General features: G+C 72.0%; 15 protein-coding genes and 2 tRNA genes. 4 read left to right on the forward strand and 13 right to left on the reverse strand.

The genetic code is table 11. From position 1 onward, the window contains the following. Positions 1 to 35: 35 nt before the first annotated feature. Together ACIBIW_RS04745 and ACIBIW_RS04750 are read right to left on the reverse strand one after the other, a co-directional pair. Complete coding sequence (locus ACIBIW_RS04745; protein ID WP_399331975.1) at positions 36 to 761, reverse strand: response regulator transcription factor; 726 nt, start codon at positions 759 to 761, stop codon at positions 36 to 38. A gap of 207 nt (positions 762 to 968) precedes the next feature. Continuing rightward, a tRNA-Ala gene (locus ACIBIW_RS04750) sits at positions 969 to 1041 on the reverse strand. Positions 1042 to 1222: 181 nt separating this feature from the next. Here ACIBIW_RS04750 and ACIBIW_RS04755 point away from each other — a divergent pair. After that, on the forward strand, positions 1223 to 1771 hold the full coding sequence (locus ACIBIW_RS04755) for a helix-turn-helix domain-containing protein (protein ID WP_399331977.1): 549 nt from the start codon (positions 1223 to 1225) through the stop codon (positions 1769 to 1771). Positions 1772 to 1825: 54 nt separating this feature from the next. Continuing rightward, positions 1826 to 3568 carry a protein kinase gene (locus tag ACIBIW_RS04760; protein ID WP_399331979.1) on the forward strand — a complete coding sequence of 581 codons (1743 nt, stop codon included), beginning with the start codon at positions 1826 to 1828 and terminating at the stop codon, positions 3566 to 3568. A gap of 42 nt (positions 3569 to 3610) precedes the next feature. Here the strand turns inward: ACIBIW_RS04760 and ACIBIW_RS04765 are convergent, their stop codons facing one another. Both ACIBIW_RS04765 and ACIBIW_RS04770 read right to left on the reverse strand, forming a co-directional pair. Beyond that, positions 3611 to 5155 carry a hypothetical protein gene (locus ACIBIW_RS04765; RefSeq protein WP_399331981.1) on the reverse strand — a complete coding sequence of 515 codons (1545 nt, stop codon included), beginning with the start codon at positions 5153 to 5155 and terminating at the stop codon, positions 3611 to 3613. Positions 5156 to 5659: 504 nt separating this feature from the next. Continuing rightward, a complete protein-coding gene (locus ACIBIW_RS04770) occupies positions 5660 to 5788 on the reverse strand; it encodes a DLW-39 family protein (protein WP_399331983.1) in 129 nt (42 codons plus the stop codon). Between the two features lie 336 nt (positions 5789 to 6124). Here ACIBIW_RS04770 and ACIBIW_RS04775 point away from each other — a divergent pair, with 336 nt between their 5' ends. Then, positions 6125 to 6568 (forward strand): DUF6344 domain-containing protein, encoded by a 444-nt coding sequence (locus tag ACIBIW_RS04775; RefSeq protein WP_399331985.1) that lies wholly within the window; start codon positions 6125 to 6127, stop codon positions 6566 to 6568. A 519-nt stretch (positions 6569 to 7087) separates the two neighbouring features. On the opposite strand, the gene ACIBIW_RS04780 is transcribed toward ACIBIW_RS04775, so the two are convergent. From ACIBIW_RS04780 to dnaA, 9 genes are all read right to left on the reverse strand, one after another. Then, a tRNA-Ile gene (locus ACIBIW_RS04780) sits at positions 7088 to 7161 on the reverse strand. A gap of 104 nt (positions 7162 to 7265) precedes the next feature. Beyond that, a complete protein-coding gene (locus tag ACIBIW_RS04785) occupies positions 7266 to 7853 on the reverse strand; it encodes a DUF3566 domain-containing protein (RefSeq protein WP_399331987.1) in 588 nt (195 codons plus the stop codon). A gap of 122 nt (positions 7854 to 7975) precedes the next feature. Next, entirely contained in the window at positions 7976 to 10627 is a 2652-nt protein-coding gene (gyrA, locus tag ACIBIW_RS04790) for a DNA gyrase subunit A (protein ID WP_399331989.1), read from the reverse strand. 67 nt (positions 10628 to 10694) lie between these two features. Further along, entirely contained in the window at positions 10695 to 12782 is a 2088-nt protein-coding gene (gene gyrB, locus ACIBIW_RS04795; protein ID WP_399331991.1) for a DNA topoisomerase (ATP-hydrolyzing) subunit B, read from the reverse strand. Positions 12783 to 13357: 575 nt separating this feature from the next. Beyond that, on the reverse strand, positions 13358 to 13957 hold the full coding sequence (locus tag ACIBIW_RS04800) for a DUF721 domain-containing protein (protein ID WP_399331993.1): 600 nt from the start codon (positions 13955 to 13957) through the stop codon (positions 13358 to 13360). Continuing rightward, positions 13954 to 15120 carry a DNA replication/repair protein RecF gene (gene recF / locus ACIBIW_RS04805; RefSeq protein ID WP_399331995.1) on the reverse strand — a complete coding sequence of 389 codons (1167 nt, stop codon included), beginning with the start codon at positions 15118 to 15120 and terminating at the stop codon, positions 13954 to 13956. The genes ACIBIW_RS04800 and recF overlap by 4 nt, the downstream gene beginning before the upstream one ends. A 30-nt stretch (positions 15121 to 15150) precedes the next feature. Further along, positions 15151 to 16026, reverse strand: coding sequence for a phosphogluconate dehydrogenase (NAD(+)-dependent, decarboxylating) (gnd, locus tag ACIBIW_RS04810; protein ID WP_399331998.1), 876 nt, complete (start codon positions 16024 to 16026; stop codon positions 15151 to 15153). Between the two features lie 224 nt (positions 16027 to 16250). Continuing rightward, complete coding sequence (gene dnaN, locus ACIBIW_RS04815; RefSeq protein ID WP_399332000.1) at positions 16251 to 17387, reverse strand: DNA polymerase III subunit beta; 1137 nt, start codon at positions 17385 to 17387, stop codon at positions 16251 to 16253. 1107 nt (positions 17388 to 18494) lie between these two features. Further along, entirely contained in the window at positions 18495 to 20723 is a 2229-nt protein-coding gene (dnaA, locus tag ACIBIW_RS04820; RefSeq protein ID WP_399332002.1) for a chromosomal replication initiator protein DnaA, read from the reverse strand. Positions 20724 to 21218: 495 nt separating this feature from the next. Between dnaA and rpmH the strand changes: the two genes are divergently transcribed. Next, a complete protein-coding gene (gene rpmH, locus ACIBIW_RS04825) occupies positions 21219 to 21356 on the forward strand; it encodes a 50S ribosomal protein L34 (protein ID WP_119296106.1) in 138 nt (45 codons plus the stop codon). Positions 21357 to 21359: the final 3 nt, after the last annotated feature.

Here is a 21359-nt window from a genome sequence, read left to right on the forward strand (position 1 = left end):
CGGCCCCGTACGCATGGCCGCCCGCGCCCCCGCGGCTACGTGCGCAACGCCTCCCCCGAGCCGACAAGTCCCTCGCTCAGGGCGACCGCGACGGCCTGGGTGCGGTTGGGGCAGTCGAGCTTGGACAGCACGATCGCGAGGGTCCGCTTGGCGACGTGCTCCGACACCCCGAGGGCCACACCGATCTGCCGGTTGCTGAGGCCCTCGGCGAGCAGCTCCACCACCCGCTTCTCGCGCTCGGTCAGCAGCGCCCTGGGCCGCGGCGGCGACGCGTCGGCCCCGCCGCGCACGGCGGGCGCGGCCTGCCGCGGCGCGGCCGCGGCCCGCGGCTCAGGACGCAGCGTCTCGCCGCCCGCGACCCTGACCACCGCCTCGTCGAGACCCGCGGTGGTCAGGGTGTCCTGGTCGAGCACGCCGTCGCAGGGCACGGTGGCGCGCTGCGGCTCACCGCGCGGCAGCACCAGGACGACCCGGACCCCGTTCCTGCGCACGACCGCCGCGAGGTCGACGGCCCACGCCTCGTCCCCCTGCCCGCAGCCGTTGCCGCACCACAGCGCCAGCAGGTCGCTGGAGAGTATGAGCAACTGGATGGCGTCCTCGGGCCGCTCCCCGGTGAACTCCTCGGGCCGGAACACCGCGTAGTCCTGTACGTGCCCGGCCCGCGCGAGCATGGCCGCGAGCCCCCCGCGCGCCACCTCGCTGCGCGCCACCACCGAGACTCTGACCGACTCCTCGCCGACTCCGACCGATCCCTCGTCCATGAAGCGCTCCCCCGTTCCTGCGCCCGGCCACCCCGCGGGCGTCCACCACGCACCCTGCCGATTATTGCCCCCCTCGTCCACCCACGCAGACCAGGACAATCCCCCCGCAACCGACCCCCGCCCCCGGGAGCACCCGCCATACGAAACGGCCCCCCGGGAAGTCTCCCGGGGGGCCGCATCACGTCTGTGACCTGCTGGACAACGGTGTGGAGCCTAGGGGAGTCGAACCCCTGACATCTGCCATGCAAAGACAGCGCTCTACCAACTGAGCTAAGGCCCCTCGGGCGTCGGCCGCCGGGTGGGGAGGGCGGGCCGTGTGCCGGTGGACAGCGTACCGGGTCTTCCCCCGTATCCCGCAAAAGGATTGGGCTCCCCGGGCGCGACCACGCTCCGTAGGATGCCATGCACGGGGTTCGCTGGAGCGAACCCGGCGTTCTTGGGGAAGCGATGGGGAGACGCACATGGATGCCACACAGCAGGAAGCGACGGCGAGAGCCAGGGAGCTACAGCGGAACTGGTACGGGGAGCCGCTGGGGGCCCTCTTCCGCAGGCTGATCGACGACCTGGGGCTCAACCAGGCCAGGCTCGCCGGGGTCCTCGGCCTCTCGGCGCCCATGCTCTCCCAGCTCATGAGCGGCCAGCGCGCCAAGATCGGCAATCCGGCGGTGGTGCAGCGGGTCCAGCTCCTCCAGGAGCTGTCGGGGCAGGTCGCCGACGGGAGCGTCAGCGCGGCGGAGGCCACCGACCGCATGGACGAGATCAAGAGGTCACAGGGGGGCTCCGTGCTGAGCAACACCGGCGGCACCACGACGAGTTCCGGCGCGCCGACGGTCAAGCGGGTGGTGCGGGAGATCCAGTCGCTGCTGCGCTCGGTCGCGGCCGCGGGCGACATCATCGACGCCGCCGACTCACTGGCCCCGAGCCACCCGGAACTCGCCGAGTTCCTGCGGGTGTACGGCGCGGGACGCACCGCGGACGCGGTCGCCCACTACCAGGCGCACCAGAGCTGACGCCACCGCCGTCACCACCGGCACCGGCAACGCGAAGGAGGGCGACGCACCGCCATGGGTGAGGTCTTCGCCGCACGGTACGAACTGGTCGACCCGATCGGGCGCGGGGGCGTCGGCGCGGTCTGGCGCGCCTGGGACCACAGGCGGCGGCGCTATGTGGCCGCCAAGGTCCTCCAGCAGAGCGACGCCCACACACTGCTGCGCTTCGTGCGCGAGCAGGCGCTGCGCATCGACCACCCCCATGTGCTCGCGCCCGCGAGCTGGGCCGCGGACGACGACAAGGTGCTGTTCACCATGGCCCTGGTCACCGGCGGTTCGCTGGCCCATCTGATCGGCGACTACGGCCCGTTGCCGCACGGTTACGTCTGCGCGCTGCTCGACCAGTTGCTCTCCGGGCTCGCCGCGGTGCACGCGGAGGGCGTGGTGCACCGGGACATCAAACCGGCCAACCTGCTGCTTGAGGCCACCGGCACAGGACGCCCCCATCTCAGGCTCTCCGACTTCGGCATCGCGATGCGCAAGGGGGAGCCCCGGCTGACGGAGACCAACTACGTGGTGGGGACGCCCGGTTACTTCGCGCCGGAGCAACTGCTCGGCTCGGAGCCCGACTTCCCCGCCGACCTCTTCGCGGTGGGGCTCGTGGCGCTGTACCTGCTCCAGGGGGCCAAGCCCGACGCCGCCGCGCTGGTGGAGCGCTTCACCGCCCAGGGCACCCCGCCCGCGCCGAAGGACGTCCCCGAGCCGCTGTGGCAGGTCGTGGCGAACCTGCTGCACCCCGACCCCGCGGACCGCTTCCGTACCGCGACGGGCGCGCGCAAGGCGCTCCGCGCCGCCGCCGAGCTGCTGCCCGAGCCAGGACCCGACGACGAACTCATCGAGGTCTTCGACCAGATCGGACCGCTGCCCGCCGGGTACGGCCCCGAAGGGCCCCTGAAGCGGCACCGCAGGACGCCGGGCACACCGCCGGGGCGGCAGGAGCCGCAGCGGCGTGGCCCTGCCGGGATGTCGGACACCGGAAGCTTCCACCTCCCGCCGCCGCCCGGGGCCGACGGCGGCGGCCCTGGGGCGGGGCAGGGCGCGCCCCCGTACGCGGGCGGCGCGGACGCCGACGCCGGAGGAGCCCCCTCGGGGCCCTCGCACGCAACACCCGGCTCCCCACAAGCGACGCCCGGGTCCCCGCAAGCGCCCGGCTCCCCGCACGCGGCCTCGGGCCCTCCCCACCCGGCACCGGGAGCGACCCCCGCCGCCGGGCCGCAGCCGATGCCGATGTCGATGCCGATGGTCCCGGCGCCGCCCGCGCAGCCGCCCTCAGGCGGCCGCCATCTGCCCCCGCCCCCCGCGGCCCAGCCCCCCACACCCTCCTCCCCACCACCCCGGTCCCCCTCTTCTTCTCCTTACGCACCGACCCCCACTCCCACTCCCACCCCGGCCACCTCATCCGTCCCGCCCGCCACACCCCACACACCCGCCACACCGGCACCTTTCGCCTCCGCCGCCCACGCGGTCCCGGGCCCCGGCACCGCGACGCCGCACGGCACCCGCCCCTACACCTCTCCCGGCGGCTTCGGCCTGCCCCACCCGTCCGGCGAGGTGCTGCCGGGCGCCGAGCCGTCCGGGGGCCAGCAGGTGGCGGCGCAGGGCGCGGGGGCCGCGCCACGGGCGCCGCGCGGCGCGGGGCCCCAGCACCGTGCCGCCGCGGCCCGCAGGCCGGGCCCGCCGCGTGCGGTGGCCGTCCCGCTGCTGGTGCTGGCGCTGCTCTGCTTCGCGGTCGGCTTCTGGGCCCTCACCCAGACCTGAGCCCCCGCGCCCCCGGACTCCGTACCCCCGGGCCCCGGCGGCTCACCAGCCCCGGTATCCGCCCTGGCCCTCCTGGCCGCCCCCGGCCCCGTACACCCCGCTCGTATGGCCGTCGCCCCCGCCCTCCTGGGAGCCGTAGGCGGGGGGATAGCCGTATCCACCGGGGGCTCCGGCGACCGGCTGCCCGCCGGTGTCGGCGGCCGGGGCGGCTGCGGCGAGCCTGCGGGCGCGGCGGCGGGCCAGCAGGGTCCACAGGCCGAGCGTGGCCATCAGCAGCACCCCGAGGCCGAAGGCGCCCGCGGCGAGCAGCCGCATGGAGCGGGCGTCGCGCGGGCTGCCGCCCGCCGCCGTACCGCCCGGGGCCTTGGCGCCGCCGGCCCTCGCCTCGCGCTCGTCGGCGCTGGTGACGGTGAACTCGTCGGCGGGCGCGGGGGTGCCCGCGTACCCGGGTCCCTCCTGGGACGAGCCGTCCAGGGTGACGTCGAGGGTCAGCCCGAAGGGCCCGTCGCCGACCCGGTCGCGGACGTCGGAGGCGAGGTTCACGACGACGTAGTACCACCCGGCGAACCGGACGGAGGCGAGCCGGGCGTCGGAGGAGAAGCGGTTCGCGTACGCCACCGTGGGCAGCGGCTTCGGGGCCGCGGTGCGCTGGGACCCCGAGTAGGGCGCCACCGCGTCGTCGACGAGGCCGCGTACCGGGTTGTAGACGGACACCACGAGCGCCGAGGCTACATAGCCCGCGTCGTCGGCGCCCGGCGCGCTGCCCAGCTCCGCGCCGACGGACATCCGCCGGCCCCAGTTCACGGGGACCCGGTAGAAGAGGGTCTGCCCGGGCGAGATGTGGTCCTGCCAGCCGCCCTCGGTGAGCCCGCGCGCGCTGCCGAAGCCCGCGCCGCCGCGCCGCTCGCCGTGGCCGCCGTGCGGCGGTGCGGGGGAGGCGGGGGTGCTGTCGTCGGGCGGCGCGCCGGGCGGATCGCCCTTGAGCACGGGCTCGGTGGCGTAGTGCAGCTCCAGGTCCCAGGTGCCGCCGCCCGAGCCGGAGCCGCCGCCCCCGCTGACCCGCTCGACCACCGCGTAGTAGGCGCCGGGCGTCTGGCAGTTGCCGCTGCCGGGGTCCACGGGGCGCTGGGCGGCGGCGGAGATCGGGCGGGGGCTCTCGGTGGCGCCGAAGACGGCGTCCGCCGTGGAGCAGTCGTTGCCGTCGCGGTCCTGGATGTGCACCTTGATGCCGTCCCCGTAGGAGACGGCGGCGCCGGGCGGCGGCACGGCGGTGAAGGACACGTACGCGTTGTCCTTGGCGTCGAGGTCGACGCGGTAGTAGCGGGTGCCACCGGCGTCCCCCGCCGCGCCCAGGGTGCCGCGGTAGGTCTCCCCCGGGGTCAGTCGCTTCGCGCCGGAACTGCTCTGCGCGCCCTCGACGGCCTTCGCGCCCCGCGCGAAGGCGTAAGAGGACGACGGGAACGACGGGGACGCGGCATCCGCCGTGGCGGGTCCTGTGCCCGTGGCCGCGGCGCCGAGCGCCAGCGCCACGAGGGACGACGCGGTACGGGTCAGACGCGGGCGCGCCGTCCCAGGCCCCCTCTTCACTCGCCACCCCCGGATGTCCGCCGGTCACGCCCCCTGCCCCGTCCTGCCTAGGCCGTGTCGTTCGGATCTTCGCGGGGGTGCGACGCCAGCTACGGCACCTCGCCGCGTTGTCGGAACGTCCACGTACGCCCAGTACGAGGACGATCCTCCGCCTTGCGATGCACCGCATCTGACGCCGCACCCTGACCCACGAAGATCCAAACGACACGACCCAGCCGGGCCCGGCGCCCGGGTGCGGGGTCGGGCGGCGCGGGGCCCGCGGGCCATCCTGCCTCGCCGCGGGCTCCGGTGTCCCCGCAAGGGCGGTGAACGCGGGCCGTATCTGTCTTGTTCTCGACGGTTACGGCGCCCGGCTCCGGGTGCTCCGTGCGGGTGGGCGTCACTGGTTCACTTATGTGAACTGGGCGCGCCGGGAACGGGCCAGGGGCGCGGCCGTGCCCCGTAACGCGACAGGGCCCCCGCCGCAACCGCGGCAGGGGCCCTGGTGAGACAGTTCAGTGGGACTCACGAACCGTTCGGCACGGAGTCGGTCGCCTCCGTCCACAGATCCTGCTCGGCGCGATCCGCCTGGATCTGGCGGTACACGAGGAGCCCGCCGATGGCGGCCAGTGCGACCAGGAGAAGCTTCTTCACCGCGCGACCTCGTCTTTCCTTGACGTAGGGGACTTCTGGCGCCCGACTATACACACCGACCGATATCGATCGGTGACCTGGCCGGGCGCCTCAACTCCGGCTCCAGAGCGCCTTCGGCGGGCGATCCGGCGCATCCGCGGACCGGTGCGAGCGCCGGGGACGGCACCCCCCTCAGTACGACAAGCGTCTCACTTCGGTCATATGACGGCAGGTGGGGCCATCCGAGTGCTGTTCATCTGAAGATCGACGCGCCACGGGCGTCGGTCCACCACTCTCCGGGGCTCGTACACATCATGAGGAAAGTACGCAAATCGCCTGACCTGAAAGTGAGGGGCCATGACCGGCACCAGGGTCATGAAGCTGTGGACCGCACTCGTCTCCGCCATTGTCGCCGTGCTCACCGCGCTGGGGCTCGCCGCCCCCGCGGCAGCCGCCACCACCGCCGCTCCGCGGCCGACCGAGTCCTGCAACGGCAACGCCGACGGCGCCGGGGACCGCGCCGCGATCCCGGCGCACACACTGCCGGCTCCGACGCGGTCCGATCCGTACGGGAGCGCGCTGCCGCCGACGATGAAGCAGCGCATCAGGGCGGAGGCACACGGCTCATCGCCGTCCTGCCGCAGTTCGGCCTCCGGCTCGGGGCTGCTGGCCGGTGCGCTGGCGGTGACGGCGGACGCCGCCCGGTACGCGGCACGGCATGACACGGCCCGGCAGGGCACCGCGGTGCACGGCCCCGCGGAGGGCGAGCACGACGGCACCACCGCCGTCGTACGCCGCTGACACCCCCGGAGCGCCCCGCAGACGGCCGGGCCGTCACCGCCCCTCCCGCAAGACCTCGGTAGTTCTCGACAGTCTCGACAGTCCAGTCCTGCGCAGTTTCCGCCGTTCTTCTTCCGGTACGGCACCGACCGGCCGCCCCGTCGGCCCTCGGTCCCCCCGTGCTGCCCACCCTCACGGACAGCCACGGCGCCGCACCCCGCTCCGGCCCCGGCCTGCGTACCCGCGCGCCGGCGCGACCACCGAACGAACGGCCAGGCAAGCCCCTCCATGGGATCAGAAGGGCCCGGTGACTCGGGGGAGTCACCGGGCCCTTCCCCATGCCCCAGCACCAGACAGACAAAACGACCACCCAACAACACCCTCACCACAGATGGGGACCCGCAGACAACAACGCCCCCGCACCCAAGGGGAGGGGGGCCGCGGGTGGCGAAGCCCCCGCACCGCGAGGCGCAGCCGAGCAAAAACGACGAGGACGACCCGGTTCGCGCTTCCCGCGAACACAGATCGCCCTCGTCCGAGTGGGGCTAACAGGACTTGAACCTGTGGCCTCTTCCTTATCAGGGAAGCGCTCTAACCGTCTGAGCTATAGCCCCGCGCACTGCGCGTTGACCACTGAAGATTAGCGCAAGGACGCGTCAGTCCCAAAATCAATACCCGGCCCCGGGCAGCGGCTTCGGGGCTGCTGTCGCGCCGACGGCTACTCGTCCTCGGCGAGGGTCAGTTCAACGCCTCCGACAAAGCCCGCCGACAGGTTGTAGATGAAGGCGCCGAGCGTGGCAAGGGCGGTGGCGAGCACCACGTCGATGACCGCGATGATCGCGGTGAACATCAGGACCCTGGGCAGCGAGAGGAACGACTGGAGGTCGAAGCCGTTGGAGTCGTTGGACCCGGTGGCCTCGGAGATCGTCCCGCCGACGGTCGAGAAGACGCCCATGGCGTCCAGCACCATCCAGAGCACCGCGGCGGCGATGACGGTGCAGATGCCGAGGGCGATGGAGAGCAGGAAGCTGACCTTCATCACGGACCACGGGTCGGCCTTGGCGACGCGCAGCCTGGCCTTGCGGGTGCGCGGCACCGTACGCGCGCCGGTGCGCGGGCGGCGTACGCCCCCGGGGGCCGTCTGGTAGGCCGACGGCGGGTGGTAGGGGCCCTGCGGGGGACCCGGCCTGCGCTCGCCGGGGAGCGTCCCCGAGGAGTTCGCACCGCCCGCGCCGCCCGCCGAGGCGTCGTACCCCTCGGAGCCGCTGTATCCGGGGCCTGCCTGCGCCCCTCGGGTGTCCGTCACAATCCCCCCTGGGATCGGTGAGAGTCATTCTGCGAACCGGTGGCGGAGCCCCGGGCACCGGTGGCTCCGGTGCGTCCTGCTCCGGGGCCCGTGGCTCCGCTCACGGCGATTCACTCCTCGCGCTACTCGGCCTCGGGCGCCGTGCCCTCGTCCGTCCCGGTGGCCTCCGGGTCGTCGGCCGCCGCTGCCGGGTCGGCCGGGTCCTCGGGGGCCTCCCCCTCGACTTCCTCGGCCTCCCGGCCCGCCTCGGCGTTGCGTGCGATGCCGACCACGGCGTCGCGCTTGCCCAGGTTGATCAGTTGGACGCCCATGGTGTCACGGCCCGTCTCCCTGACCCCGCTGACTCGCGTACGAATCACGCCGCCGCCGAGGGTGATGGCAAGGATCTCATCACTTTCCTCGACCACCAGCGCGCCGACGAGCGAACCGCGGTCCTCCACGATCTTGGCGGCCTTGATGCCGAGGCCGCCGCGACCCTGGACACGGTAGTCGTCGACGGCGGTCCGCTTCGCGTACCCACCGTCGGTTGCGGTGAACACGAAAGTACCGGGCCTGACGACATTCATCGAGAGCAGTTCGTCACCTGCGCGGAAACTCATGCCCTTGACACCTGAGGTGGCACGGCCCATGGGCCGCAGCGCCTCGTCGGTGGCGGTGAACCTGATCGACTGCGCCTTCTTGCTGATCAGCAGCAGATCGTCGTCGGACGAGACCAGTTCGGCGCCGATCAGCTCGTCGGGCGAGCTGTCGTGCCCGGTCTGCGTGGCGTCCGTCTCACGGAGGTTGATGGCGATGACGCCGCCGGAGCGCGGGGAGTCGTAGTCCTTCAGCGGGGTCTTCTTCACCAGGCCGCCCTTGGTGGCGAGTACCAGGTAGGAGGCCGCCTCGTAGTCCCGGATGGCGAGGATCTCCGCGATGGACTCGTCCGGCTGGAACGCGAGCAGGTTCGCCACGTGCTGGCCGCGGGCGTCCCGGCCCGCGTCGGGCAGTTCGTACGCCTTCGCGCGGTAGACCCGGCCCTTGTTGGTGAAGAACAGCAGCCAGTGGTGGGTGGTGGAGACGAAGAAGTGGTCGACGATGTCGTCCTCGCGCAGCTTGGTGCCGCGCACGCCCTTGCCGCCGCGCTTCTGGGAGCGGTAGTCGTCGGTCTTGGTCCGCTTGACATAGCCGCCGCGGGTGATCGTGACGACGATGTCCTCCTCGGCGATCAGGTCCTCCATGGACATGTCGCCGTCGAAGGGGACCAGCATGGAGCGCCGGTCGTCGCCGTACTTCTCGACGATCGCGGTCAGCTCCTCGCTGATGATGCCGCGCTGGCGCTCCGGCGAGGCGAGGATCTGGTTGTACTCGGCGATCTTCGCCTGGAGTTCGTCGTGCTCCTGGACGATCTTGCGGCGCTCCAGGGCGGCGAGGCGGCGGAGCTGCATCTCCAGGATCGCGTTGGCCTGGATCTCGTCGATCTCCAGCAGGCCCATCAGGCCCCCGCGCGCGACGTCCACGGTCTCGCTGCGCCGGATCAGCGCGATGACCTCGTCGATGGCGTCCAGGGCCTTCAGCAGGCCGCGCAGGATGTGGGCGCGCTCCTCGGCCTTGCGCAGCCGGAAGCGGGTCCTGCGGACGACGACCTCGACCTGGTGCGCCACCCAGTGCCGGATGAAGGCGTCGAGGGAGAGGGTGCGGGGCACGCCGTCGACCAGGGCGAGCATGTTCGCGCCGAAGTTGGTCTGGAGGTCGGTGTGCTTGTAGAGGTTGTTCAGGACGACCTTGGCGACCGAGTCCCGCTTGAGGACGATCACGAGGCGCTGCCCGGTGCGCGAGCTGGTCTCGTCGCGTACGTCGGCGATGCCGCCGACCCTGCCGTCCTTGACCAGGTCGGCGATCTTCTGCGCGAGGTTGTCCGGGTTGACCTGGTAGGGGAGTTCGGTCACCACCAGGCACTGGCGGCCCTGGATCTCCTCCACCTCGACGACCGCGCGCATGGTGATGGAGCCGCGCCCGGTGCGGTACGCCTCCTCGATGCCCTTGCGGCCGACGACGAGGGCGCCGGTGGGGAAGTCGGGGCCCTTGATGCGCTCGATGAGGGCTTCGAGCAGCTCGTCGTGGGACGCCTCGGGGTGCTGGAGGTACCAGAGCGCGCCGTCGGCGACCTCGCGCAGGTTGTGCGGGGGGATGTTGGTCGCCATGCCGACCGCGATCCCGGCGGAGCCGTTGATCAGGAGGTTCGGGAAGCGGGACGGCAGGACGGTCGGCTCCTTGGAGCGGCCGTCGTAGTTGTCCGTGAAGTCGACGGTCTCCTCGTCGATGTCGCGGACCATCTCCATGGACAGCGGCGCCATCTTGCACTCGGTGTAGCGCATGGCCGCCGCCGGGTCGTTGCCCGGGGAGCCGAAGTTGCCGTTGGAGTCCACGAGCGGCATCCGCATCGACCAGGACTGCGCCAGCCTGACCAGCGCGTCGTAGATCGAGGAGTCGCCGTGCGGGTGGTAGTTGCCCATGACGTCGCCGACGACGCGGGCGCACTTGTAGAAGCCGCGCTCCGGCCGGTAGCCGCCGTCGTACATCGCGTACAGCACCCGGCGGTGGACGGGCTTGAGGCCGTCCCGTACGTCGGGCAGTGCGCGCGAGACGATGACGGACATCGCGTAGTCGAGGTACGAGCGCTGCATCTCGGTCTCGAGCCCGACGGGCTCGACCCGCAGCGCGAGGCCCGCGGCGTCCGGTGCTTCGTCGCCCTCGCCGTCGCCGGGCGTCATGGGGGGGTTCTCGTCGGCCATTGCCGTAACTCAATCCTTTCGGACTCTTCGCATCGGTCGTCGACCGGCTCCGGAGTCGTCGACCTGCTCAGATGTCGAGGAAGCGGACGTCCTTGGCGTTGCGCTGGATGAACTGGCGGCGGGCCTCGACGTCCTCGCCCATGAGGACCGAGAAGAGGTCGTCGGCCTGGGCGGCGTCGTCGAGCGTGACCTGGCCGAGGACGCGGTGGTCCTGGTCCATGGTGGTGATCCGCAGCTCCTCGGCGTTCATCTCGCCGAGGCCCTTGAAGCGCTGCACCGAGTCGTCCCTGATGCGCTTGCCCTGCTGGCGGCCAAGATCGATCAGCGCGTCGCGCTCGCGGTCCGAGTAGGCGTAACTGAAGTCGTCCCTGGTCCACTTGATCTTGTAGAGCGGGGGGCGGGACAGGAAGACGTGGCCGGCCTCGACCAGCGGCCGCATGAAGCGGAACAGGAAGGTCAGCAACAGGGTGTTGATGTGCTGGCCGTCGACGTCGGCGTCCGCCATCAGGATGATCTTGTGGTAGCGGAGCTTCTCGATGTCGAAGTCCTCGTGCACCCCGGTGCCGAAGGCCGAGATCAGGGCCTGGATCTCCTGGTTGTGCAGGATCTTGTCGACACGGGCCTTCTCGACGTTGAGGATCTTGCCGCGGATGGGCAGGATCGCCTGGTACATCGGGTCGCGCCCGGACTTCGCGGAGCCGCCGGCGGAGTCGCCCTCGACGATGAAGATCTCGCACTTGGTCGGGTCGTTCGACTGGCAGTCGGAGAGCTTGCCGGGCAGCGACGCGGTCTCCAGCAGGCCCTTGCGGCGGGTGAGGTCGCGCGCCTTGCGGGCGGCGACCCGGGCGGTGGCGGCCTGGATGCCCTTGCGGATGATCTCCGCGGCCTCGTTGGGGTTGCGGTCGAGCCAGTCGGTCAGGCGCTCGTGGACCACCTTCTGGACGAAGGTCTTGGCCTCGGTGTTGCCCAGCTTGGTCTTGGTCTGGCCCTCGAACTGGGGCTCCCCGAGCTTCACCGAGATGATCGCCGTCAGGCCCTCGCGGATGTCATCGCCCGTGAGGTTGTCGTCCTTCTCGCGCAGCAGCTTCTTGTCGCGCGCGTACCTGTTGATCAGGCTGGTGAGCGCGGCGCGGAAGCCCTCTTCGTGGGTGCCGCCCTCGTGGGTGTGGATGGTGTTGGCGAAGGAGTAGACGCCCTCGCTGTAGCCGCTGTTCCACTGCATGGCGACCTCGACGGAGAGCAGCCTGTCGGCGTCCTCCGACTCCATGTCGATCACGGTCTCGTGGACGACCTCGCCCTTGCGGGAGTTGAGGTAGCGCACGAAGTCGACGATGCCGCCCTCGTAGTGGTACGTCACCGTGCGCGCCTCGGCTGCCGTCTCGTCGACCGCCTCGCCGGCGTCGGCGCCGCTGGTGGCCTTCGCGGAGGCGCGCTCGTCGGTGAGCCTGATGGTGAGGCCCTTGTTGAGGAACGCCATCTCCTGGAAGCGCCTGGCCAGCGTCTCGAAGGAGTAGTCGGTGGTCTCGAAGACGTCCGGGTCCGCCCAGAAGGTGACGGTGGTGCCGGTGGTCTCGGTGGCCTCGTTGCGCTTGAGGGGGGCGGTGGGGACGCCGAGCTTGTAGTCCTGGGTCCAGCGGTAGCCGTCCCGCCTGATCTCCACGGAGACCCGGGTCGAGAGCGCGTTCACCACGGAGACGCCGACGCCGTGCAGACCGCCGGAGACCGCGTAGCCGCCGCCGCCGAACTTGCCGCCCGCGTGCAGCACCGTCAGCACGACCTCGACCGCCGGCTTCTTCTCCGAGGGGACGATGTCCACGGGGATGCCGCGGCCGTTGTCCACACAGCGCACGCCGCCGTCCGGGAGGATCGTTACGTCGATGGTGTCCGCGTGCCCCGCGAGCGCCTCGTCGACCGAGTTGTCGACGACCTCCTGGACGAGGTGGTGCAGACCGCGCTCCCCTGTGGAGCCGATGTACATGCCGGGCCGCTTGCGTACCGCGTCGAGCCCTTCGAGGACGGTGATGGCGCTGGCGTCGTAGGACGCGCCCTCGGGGGATGCCGGGGAGCCCGCTGCGAGCCCGCCGGTCGCGGGGGTGGGGATGTTCTCGATGGGGTTGCCGGAGTCGGCCACGAAGCGCCCTTTCTGGCACAGCACAACCAGGGTCCCGGCAGTGGCCGGAGCGGCTGCGGCGTGGTGCGTTGGTAAGCCTTGGTATGCCCTGACAAGCCGGACCGGCCTGGGTCGGCCTTGCTCGGTGGTGCGTGGTGCTACTCGTCGTACTCGTCGTATGCGTGGTGGTGGCGGTGTTCGCCCGCTGATCGCCTGTTTCTGATCTCGTTCGGACCTGGTGTCTCTGCTGGTGCGGTCGGTGTGGCTCGGCCCTGCCACCGGAAGGAGCGCCCGGCGATCGTTCGCCCGCCATCGGTTGATCGCCACGTGATCGCTCCTTGAGCGTTTGGCGATCGCACGATGATCGTGCGTTGATCGTTTACGGTCGTTCCGTCCGTTCCCCCGTGACTCTCTCCACGACGGGACAGGATTTCCCGCTCAGTCTACCGGTAGCGCCGAGTGCGATGGGGGTTTGCCGGTACCTGAGTCCGCATGTGCCGCCCTGAACCGGCCGCTACCGACTCCCCATATTCGGCCTGGGCCCCCAAGAGGCTCACAGCGGCACTCAGCGCTTCGGGGCGTCAACCCCCAGCTACCGCCGCCGCGGGCACGGGAAAGGATCATCCGTAGGTGTCGCCCGGGCCCTTGCTGCCGGGCGCCCTGAGCCTGCCGAAGCCCTGGTGGGGGCCGCCCTGGGGCCCCTGGACCTTGAGGAATCTCACGGTGCCGTGGCCCAGTTCCTCGTTGATGCGCGCCACGAGGCGGGGCGCGAGCAGCCGCACCTGGGTCGCCCAGGCCGTGGAGTCGCAGCGCACGGTGAGCACGCGCGCGTCGGGCGCCTCGTCGTAGCTCACCGGGACGCAGTGCCCGGCGAGCTGTTCCCCGACGATTCCCGGCCAGCGGCCCATGACGCCGCCGACCGCGGCCGGGGTCTCCCAGGCGCGCTCGGTGATCAGCCGGCTGATGGCGGCGCCCAGCGGCACCGGGTCGCGCCCGTCCGCGCGGGCGCCCGACCTGAGGCCGCCGCCGCGCCTGGCCTGGGTGCGCTGCTTCGCCAGCTCCCCGCGCTCCTTCGCGCGCTCCTTGGCGGCCCGCAGCGCGACCCTCGCGAGGTCCACGCCGGAGAGCCCGGCCGCCTCGGCGGGACCCGCGGCGCCGTCCGCCGCCCCGGCCGCCGGTTCGCCGGGCCGCTCGCCGTCCGGCGGCGGGGGCGCGCTCATCCGGGCTCCACCGCGCCGTCGGCGACCCGGAACCTGGTGCCGCTGAGCACCGCGGGCACGTCGTCCTCGACGGCGGCGGTCACCAGCACCTGCTCGCCGGGGGCGACCAGCTCCGCGAGCCGCTGTCTGCGGCGGCTGTCCAGCTCCGCGAAGACGTCGTCGAGGACGAGCACCGGCTCGCCGCTGCGGCGCCCCTCGCCCGGCGCGGGCTCGGGCGTCGCGTACGGGCTCTCGGCGCGCAGCAGGTCGTACGAGGCGAGCCGCAGCGCCAGCGCGCAGGACCAGGACTCGCCATGGCTCGCGTACCCCTTGGCGGGCAGGTCACCGAGCCTGAGGACGAGGTCGTCGCGGTGCGGCCCGACCAGGGTGACGCCGCGCTCGATCTCCTGGCCCCGCACACCGGCGAGCGCGGCCGAGAGCTGCTCGAACAGCTCCTCGCGGCGCTGCGCCTCGCCGGGCGCCGACGACCGGTACTCAAGGGCCACGGGGCCGCCGCCCGGGGCCAGTTGCTCGTACGCCTTGTCGGCGAGCGGGGCGAGCGCCGCGATCAGGTCGAGCCGCTGCGCGAGGAGTTCCGCGCCCGTGCGCGCGAGGTGCTGGTCCCATACGTCGAGCGTGGACAGGTCCATGGAGCGCCCGCCGTGCCTGCGGGCGAGCGCCGCGGACTTCAGCAGGGTGTTGCGCTGCTTGAGCACCCGGTCGTAGTCGCCGCGCACCCCGGCCATCCTGGGGGAGCGCGCCGTGACGAGTTCGTCCAGGAAGCGGCGGCGCTCCGAGGGGTCGCCCTTCACCAGGGCCAGGTCCTCGGGCGCGAACAGCACGGAGCGCACGATGCCGAGGATGTCCCGGGGGCGGGAGGCCGCGGCCCTGTTGACGCGGGCGCGGTTGGCCCTGCCGGGGTTCAGCTCCAGCTCGACCAGTTGCTGCCGGTCGTCCTGGCGGACGGCGGCGCGCACCACGGCGCGCTCGGCGCCCGCCCGCACCAGGGGGGCGTCGGACGAGACACGGTGGCTGCCGAGGGTGGCGAGGTAGCCGACGGCCTCGACGAGGTTGGTCTTGCCCTGGCCGTTGGGCCCGGCGAAGACGGTGACGCCGGGCCCGAGCGGTATCTCTGCCCTGGTGTACGAGCGGAAGTCCGCGAGCGACAGATGCGTGAGGTGCATGGCCGTGCGCCGCCCTCCCCAGGGTGTGGATCAGTTCTTCTCGACCGCGTGCCCGCCGAACTGGTTGCGCAGCGCGGCGATCATCTTCATCTGGGGCGAGTCCTCCTGGCGGGAGGCGAAGCGGGCGAAGAGCGACGCGGTGATCGCGGGCAGCGGCACCGCGTGGTCGATCGCGGCGTCCACGGTCCAGCGGCCCTCGCCGGAGTCGTCGGCGTAGCCCTTCAGCTCCTGAAGGTGCTCGTCCTCGTCGAGCGCGTTCACCGCGAGGTCGAGCAGCCAGGAGCGGATGACGGTGCCCGCCTGCCAGGAGCGGAAGACCTCGCGCACGTCGGTGACCGACTTGACGGACTCCAGCAGCTCCCAGCCCTCGGCGTACGCCTGCATCATCGCGTACTCGATGCCGTTGTGGACCATCTTCGCGAAGTGGCCTGCGCCGACCTTGCCCGCGTGCACGGCGCCGAACTCGCCGTCGGGCTTGAGGGCGTCGAAGACCGGCTGGACCTTCTGGACGTGCTCGGTGTCGCCGCCGTACATGAGCGCGTAGCCGTTCTCCAGGCCCCAGACGCCGCCGGAGACGCCGCAGTCCACGAAGCCGATGCCTTTGAGACCCAGCTCCACCGCGTGCTTCTCGTCGTCGGTCCAGCGGGAGTTGCCGCCGTCGACGACGACGTCGCCGGGGGAGAGCAGCTCGGCCAGCTCGTCGATGGTGGACTGGGTGGCGGCGCCCGCGGGGACCATGGCCCACACCACGCGGGGCGCCTGGAGCCGGCCCACAAGATCCTGGAGGCTGCCGACGTCGGCGGCGTCCGGGTTGCGGTCGTAGCCGATGACGGTGTGGCCTGCGCGGCGGATGCGCTCACGCATGTTGCCGCCCATCTTGCCGAGGCCGATGAGACCTAGCTCCATGGCGTTCCTTTACGTCTGCGTCGCGGTCTTGGCGGGGCGGGCGGCGCGCCGCCCGGGTCGAGCCTACGCCCGGCCCCGTCCGCGCAACTGTGGGCTCGGCCGCTCGGACGAGACCGTCGTCCCGCCGCCTTCGCACGTTCACCGAGCCGGTGTGACCTGGGGGTGTTCCCTCCCGCGCGGGCCGGTCAAGGCCCGCGCGGGAGGTGCGCCGTGGCCGGCCGGGGTCAGCCGGAGAGCCGCACCGGCATGATCAGGTACTTGTACGCGTCGTCCGCCTCGGCGTCCACGGCGGGCCTGCCGCTGAGCAGGGCCGGCTTGGTGGAGGTGGTGAACGAGAGCTGGGCGACCGGGGAGTCGATGGCGCTGAGGCCGTCGAGCAGGAAGGTCGGGTTGAAGGCGATGGAGATGTCGTCGCCCTCCAACTGCGCGTCGACCCTCTCCACAGCCTGTGCGTCGTCGCTCGACCCCGCCTCAAGGGTGAGCACGCCCTGCTCGAAGCTGAGCCGCACCGGGGTGTTCCGCTCGGCGACGAGGGCCACGCGCTTCACGGCCTCGACGAACGGGGGGGTCTCGATGACCGCGACCGAGTTGAACTCGGTGGGGAACAGCGTGCGGTACTTCGGCAGGTCGCCTTCGAGCAGCCGGGTGGTGGTCCTGCGACCCGCGCCCTCGAAGCCGATCAGGCCCTCGCCCGCGCCCGTACCGGTGCCGGAGAGCGCGATGGTGACGCTGTCGCCGCTGGTGAGCGCCTTCGCGGTGTCCAGCAGCGTCTTGGCGGGGACCAGGGCGACCGCGGATGTCTCCGACTCCTCCGGCTTCCACAGGAACTCGCGGACCGCGAAGCGGTAGCGGTCGGTGGAGGCCAGGGTGACGGTGTCGCCCTCGATCTCGACGCGGACGCCGGTGAGCACCGGGAGGGTGTCGTCGCGGCCCGCGGCGATGGCCACCTGGGCGGCGGCGGAGGCGAAGACGTCGCCCGGGACGGTGCCGGTGGCGGACGGCATCTGGGGCAGCGCCGGGTACTCCTCCACAGGCAGGGTGTGGAGGGTGAAGCGGGACGAGCCGCAGACCACCGTCGCCCGTACACCGTCTGTGGAGATCTCCACCGGCCTGTTGGGCAGGGAGCGGCAGATGTCGGCGAGCAGGCGCCCCGACACGAGCACCGTGCCCTCCTCCTCGACCTCCGCCTCGACGGAGACCCGCGCCGAGACCTCGTAGTCGAAGCTGGAGAGGCTGAGGGCGCCCTCCTCCGCCTTCAGCAGCAGACCGGCGAGCACCGGCGCCGGAGGACGGGCCGGGAGGCTGCGCGCCGCCCAGGCCACTGCGTCCGCGAGTACGTCGCGTTCCACCCGGATCTTCACCGTAAGCCGCCTCCTGCTGTCCCGGCTGCTCTCGCCCTGTCGGCTGCGCCGTCTGCTGTCGTCTGGTCCGCACCGGCGGGCCGCCGCTCTGCTGGCGGGCCCTCCGGCCGTCTTCGGGCGGTGTCCTCGGTCCCGGCGAGGGAAGGGCACCGGGGAACAGTCTGGCCCATGCCACTGACACTCGTGGCCCGTCGGGGTCAAGTCGGGCCAGGCGGCCGTGCGGCCTCCGAGGGCGAGTTGTGCACAGCCCCGGCTTCGAGACGGATTCCCAGGGCTAACTAGGTGGGGGTAGTAGTAGGGCTTGTGGAAACCGTGGATAACCGCGTTTTCCCAGCTCAGTGGCGGTTTTTTATCCACCGTGCCTGTGGGCGGCACCCGTGGATAACCATGCCTTCCTGTGGACGGGGGAAAGTTCTGCACACCCCGTGCACAGGGAGGGGCCACTTCTCCCCAGCCGCGTCCCCAGTTTTACCCACGTTCCCCACAGGCCATGCGCACCCCACGATGTGACGCCTTTCACTCGACCCGGTGAGAGGGCGCGTCGTGTTGCCGAACAGTGGACAGAGATGTGGAGAAGGGCGGAAAACCTGGGGACAAGCAGCCCTGGCCTGTGAGTTCGCGGTGGACAACGGGACGAGGGGCCCTGTGGACGGATCGGTGTCCACAGTCTGTGGAAATCTTCTGTCCACGAATCCACACCCCGCTGACCTGCCGGTACGAGTCCGGACCCGGCCCCGCTGTGGATACATTCTGGACAACTCCCACGTCCCCAGGCTGTGGAAGCGAGAAAGTCCGTCAATCTGTGGAGAACACCCGTAACCCGCCCGGGGATTCGAACAGCGGCGGATTCTGTACGAGCCGTGTTTCGGGCCGGGTGCGGGGCCGCGCGGGGGCGTGGGGGTGCGGTGGGGTGCGTGGCGTGGCGTGAGGCCGGGTGCGGGAGGGCGCCCTGGGGGGCGCCGCGGCACGGGAAAGCCGCCCCCAGGCTGTGGAGAGCGGGGGCGGCTCGGGGGTGCGGGGAGCGGCTGGCGGGGCTGGCGGGGGCCGGGCGGGCCCGGCGGCGGCCCGGAGTGCGGAGCTGGCGACTGCCGGGCGGGGGCCCGGAGTTCAGCCGTTCTTGATGCGGTTGGTCAGCTCCGTCACCTGGTTGTAGATGGAGCGGCGCTCGGCCATCAGCGCCCGGATCTTGCGGTCGGCGTGCATCACCGTCGTGTGGTCGCGGCCGCCGAACTGCGCGCCGATCTTCGGCAGCGACAGATCCGTCAGCTCCCGGCACAGGTACATGGCGATCTGCCGGGCGGTCACCAGCACCCGGCTGCGGGACGAGCCGCACAGGTCCTCGACGGTGAGCCCGAAGTAGTCGGCGGTGGCCGCCATGATCGCCGTCGCCGTGATCTCGGGCGCCGCGTCCTCGCCGCCCGGGATGAGGTCCTTGAGGACGATCTCCGTGAGGCCCAGGTCCACCGGCTGCCGGTTCAGCGACGCGAACGCCGTCACCCGGATCAGCGCGCCCTCCAGCTCCCTGATGTTCCGGGAGATCCGGGAGGCGATGAACTCCAGCACCTCGGGGGGCGCGTTCAACTGCTCCTGGACCGCCTTCTTGCGGAGGATCGCGATCCTGGTCTCCAGCTCCGGCGGCTGCACATCGGTGATCAGGCCCCACTCGAACCGGTTGCGCAGCCGGTCCTCCAGCGTCACCAGTTGTTTGGGCGGGCGGTCGGAGGACAGCACGATCTGTTTGTTCGCGTTGTGCAGGGTGTTGAACGTGTGGAAGAACTCCTCCTGGGTCGACTCCTTGTCCGCGAGGAACTGGATATCGTCCACCAGCAGGATGTCCATCTCCCGGTACCGCTTGCGGAAGCTGTCGCCCTTGCCGTCACGGATCGAGTTGATGAACTCGTTCGTGAACTCCTCGGAGCTGACGTACCGCACCCGGGTGCCCGGGTAGAGACTGCGCGCGTAGTGCCCGATGGCGTGCAGCAGATGCGTCTTGCCGAGCCCCGACTCCCCGTAGATGAACAGCGGGTTGTACGCCTTCGCCGGGGCCTCCGCCACGGCCACCGCCGCCGCGTGCGCGAAGCGGTTCGAGGCGCCGATCACGAACGTGTCGAAGAGGTACTTCGGGTTCAGCCGCGCCGTGGGCTCGCCGGGACCCGGCGCGGGGGCGGGCTGCGCGGCCAGCGGCCCCGGCGCACCGCTCGACGCGGGCAGCACGGGGCCCCCGGGACCGCCGTGCGGACCGCGCGCGCCTGGCAGGCCCATCACGCCGCGCGGCCCCGGGGGGCCGGGCGCCTCGCCACGGTCGCGGCGCTCGGGCCGCGGGTCGTAGTCGGGACGCTGCTCGTACTCCGCGCCCCGCTCGTAATCCCCGCTTCGCTCGTAATCCCCGCTTCGCTCGTAGTCTCCGCGCTTCGGGTCGTACTGCGGCAGCTCCGGTTCGTAGCCGCGCTCGCCGGGGTAGCCGCCGCGGTCCGCGCCACGGCCGGCGGAGCCGGGCGCGCGCTCGCCGTCGTAGCCGCCGGGCCGCTCCCCGCCGTAGGGGGAACGCTCCGCCTCGTAGCCGGGCCGCTCCACCTCGAAGGGCGGCCGCTCCTGCCCGTGGTAGTCGTGCCGGGGCCCGGAAGGCGTCGCGTACGGATCGCGCTCCGGGAAACCGAGCCGCGGCTGCTGCCAGCCGTACTCCTCGCCAGGCCGGGGCCAGGAGCCCGGCTCGCGGCGCTGGTAGTCCTGGTACACGGGCCGCGCCACCGGGACCTGCTCGCCGCGCGGCGCGGGCAGCGGGGCGTCGGCGTGCTCCCCCGGCTGCTGCTCGCCGCGGCCCGCGGGGCGCTCTTCGCCGCGGTGGCCGTACTGCTCGTAGTCGCCGAAGCCCTCGTATCCCTCGTACCCCTCATAACCGCCGCGCCCGCCCGGGCCGCCAGGCCCTCCGGGGCCGACGGGCGCGCCCTGCCCACCGGGGCCGCCCTGGGGCGCCGCGCCCTGCGGCTCCTGGTCCTCGTAGCGCCGCCGCGGCGCGGGCAGGGCCGGGGACTGCTCGACGCCCGCGGGCTCCGCCGGGTTGTCGACCGTGATCGCGATGCGGATGGGGCGCCCGCACTCCCGGCTCAGCGTCTCGCTGACCACCGGCGCGAGCCGCCCCTCAAGCACACCCTTGGCGAACTCGTTCGGCACCGCGAGCAGCGCCGTGTCGGCGACCAGCGCGAGTGGCTGGCAGCGCCTGATCCAGTGCTCGTCCTTCGCCTCCACACCGTGTTCCCTGCCACCCTGGCCCTCGCCCAGTAGCTGCTCCAGGACTCGTGGCCACACTGCGGCAAGATCGGCAGGTACGTCAGCCACAGGGGCACGCTCTCTCGCAGGTCCCACGAAGGTGTGGTTCTTGGGACGGATCGGAAGTGGATCTCGATGTTCCCCGGCCCGGCTCGGGCGGCGCCTGGGACGGCTGGGGCGTAAGAAGCGACACGGGACGGAAGTGGGGGCGGAAGGGGGAGCGAGGGACGAAACGGAGTTCAGTCACGGTAGTCAGGGCACCGTTTCGGTTCAAGTTGTTGTCCACAGCCTGTGCACAGTGTCTCCCGGCGCCGGACCGCCTGGCCCCCGCCCTCGCTGGTTTGACCGAATGGCGTAGCCCCGCGTACCGTGACCAGGTCGAGTTGTCGACGGCTGCTGCCGCCTGCCTCCGAAAGTCATGATCGTCCATACGGTCTTGAGGGCAGGGATCACCTCCGGGCGATCCCCCAGCGGTGCACTCGGGCGTGAGCGAGCTGATCGTGGGCGCACGGTGACAGCCGTGCGGCACCGCCACCCATCCATATTCATTACTGGAGCCCCCGAGTGAGCAAGCGCACCTTCCAGCCGAACAACCGTCGTCGCGCGAAGACCCACGGCTTCCGGCTGCGGATGCGCACCCGTGCCGGCCGCGCGGTCCTCGCGTCCCGCCGCACCAAGGGTCGCGCCCGCCTGTCCGCCTGATCG

Origin of the sequence: Streptomyces sp. NPDC050560 (assembly GCF_044457285.1) — a bacterium.
In the GTDB taxonomy this organism is placed as follows: domain Bacteria; phylum Actinomycetota; class Actinomycetes; order Streptomycetales; family Streptomycetaceae; genus Streptomyces.

What these genes read in the sequence shown, in the direction of transcription:
- ACIBIW_RS04745 (WP_399331975.1), bottom strand. Translation starts at nt 761, where the DNA reads ATGGACGAGGGATCGGTCGGAGTCGGCGAGGAGTCGGTCAGAGTCTCG.
- ACIBIW_RS04755 (WP_399331977.1), top strand. Translation starts at nt 1,223, where the DNA reads ATGGATGCCACACAGCAGGAAGCGACGGCGAGAGCCAGGGAGCTACAG.
- ACIBIW_RS04760 (WP_399331979.1), top strand. Translation starts at nt 1,826, where the DNA reads ATGGGTGAGGTCTTCGCCGCACGGTACGAACTGGTCGACCCGATCGGG.
- ACIBIW_RS04775 (WP_399331985.1), top strand. Translation starts at nt 6,125, where the DNA reads ATGACCGGCACCAGGGTCATGAAGCTGTGGACCGCACTCGTCTCCGCC.
- gyrA (WP_399331989.1), bottom strand. Translation starts at nt 10,627, where the DNA reads ATGGCCGACGAGAACCCCCCCATGACGCCCGGCGACGGCGAGGGCGAC.
- ACIBIW_RS04800 (WP_399331993.1), bottom strand. Translation starts at nt 13,957, where the DNA reads ATGAGCGCGCCCCCGCCGCCGGACGGCGAGCGGCCCGGCGAACCGGCG.
- recF (WP_399331995.1), bottom strand. Translation starts at nt 15,120, where the DNA reads ATGCACCTCACGCATCTGTCGCTCGCGGACTTCCGCTCGTACACCAGG.
- gnd (WP_399331998.1), bottom strand. Translation starts at nt 16,026, where the DNA reads ATGGAGCTAGGTCTCATCGGCCTCGGCAAGATGGGCGGCAACATGCGT.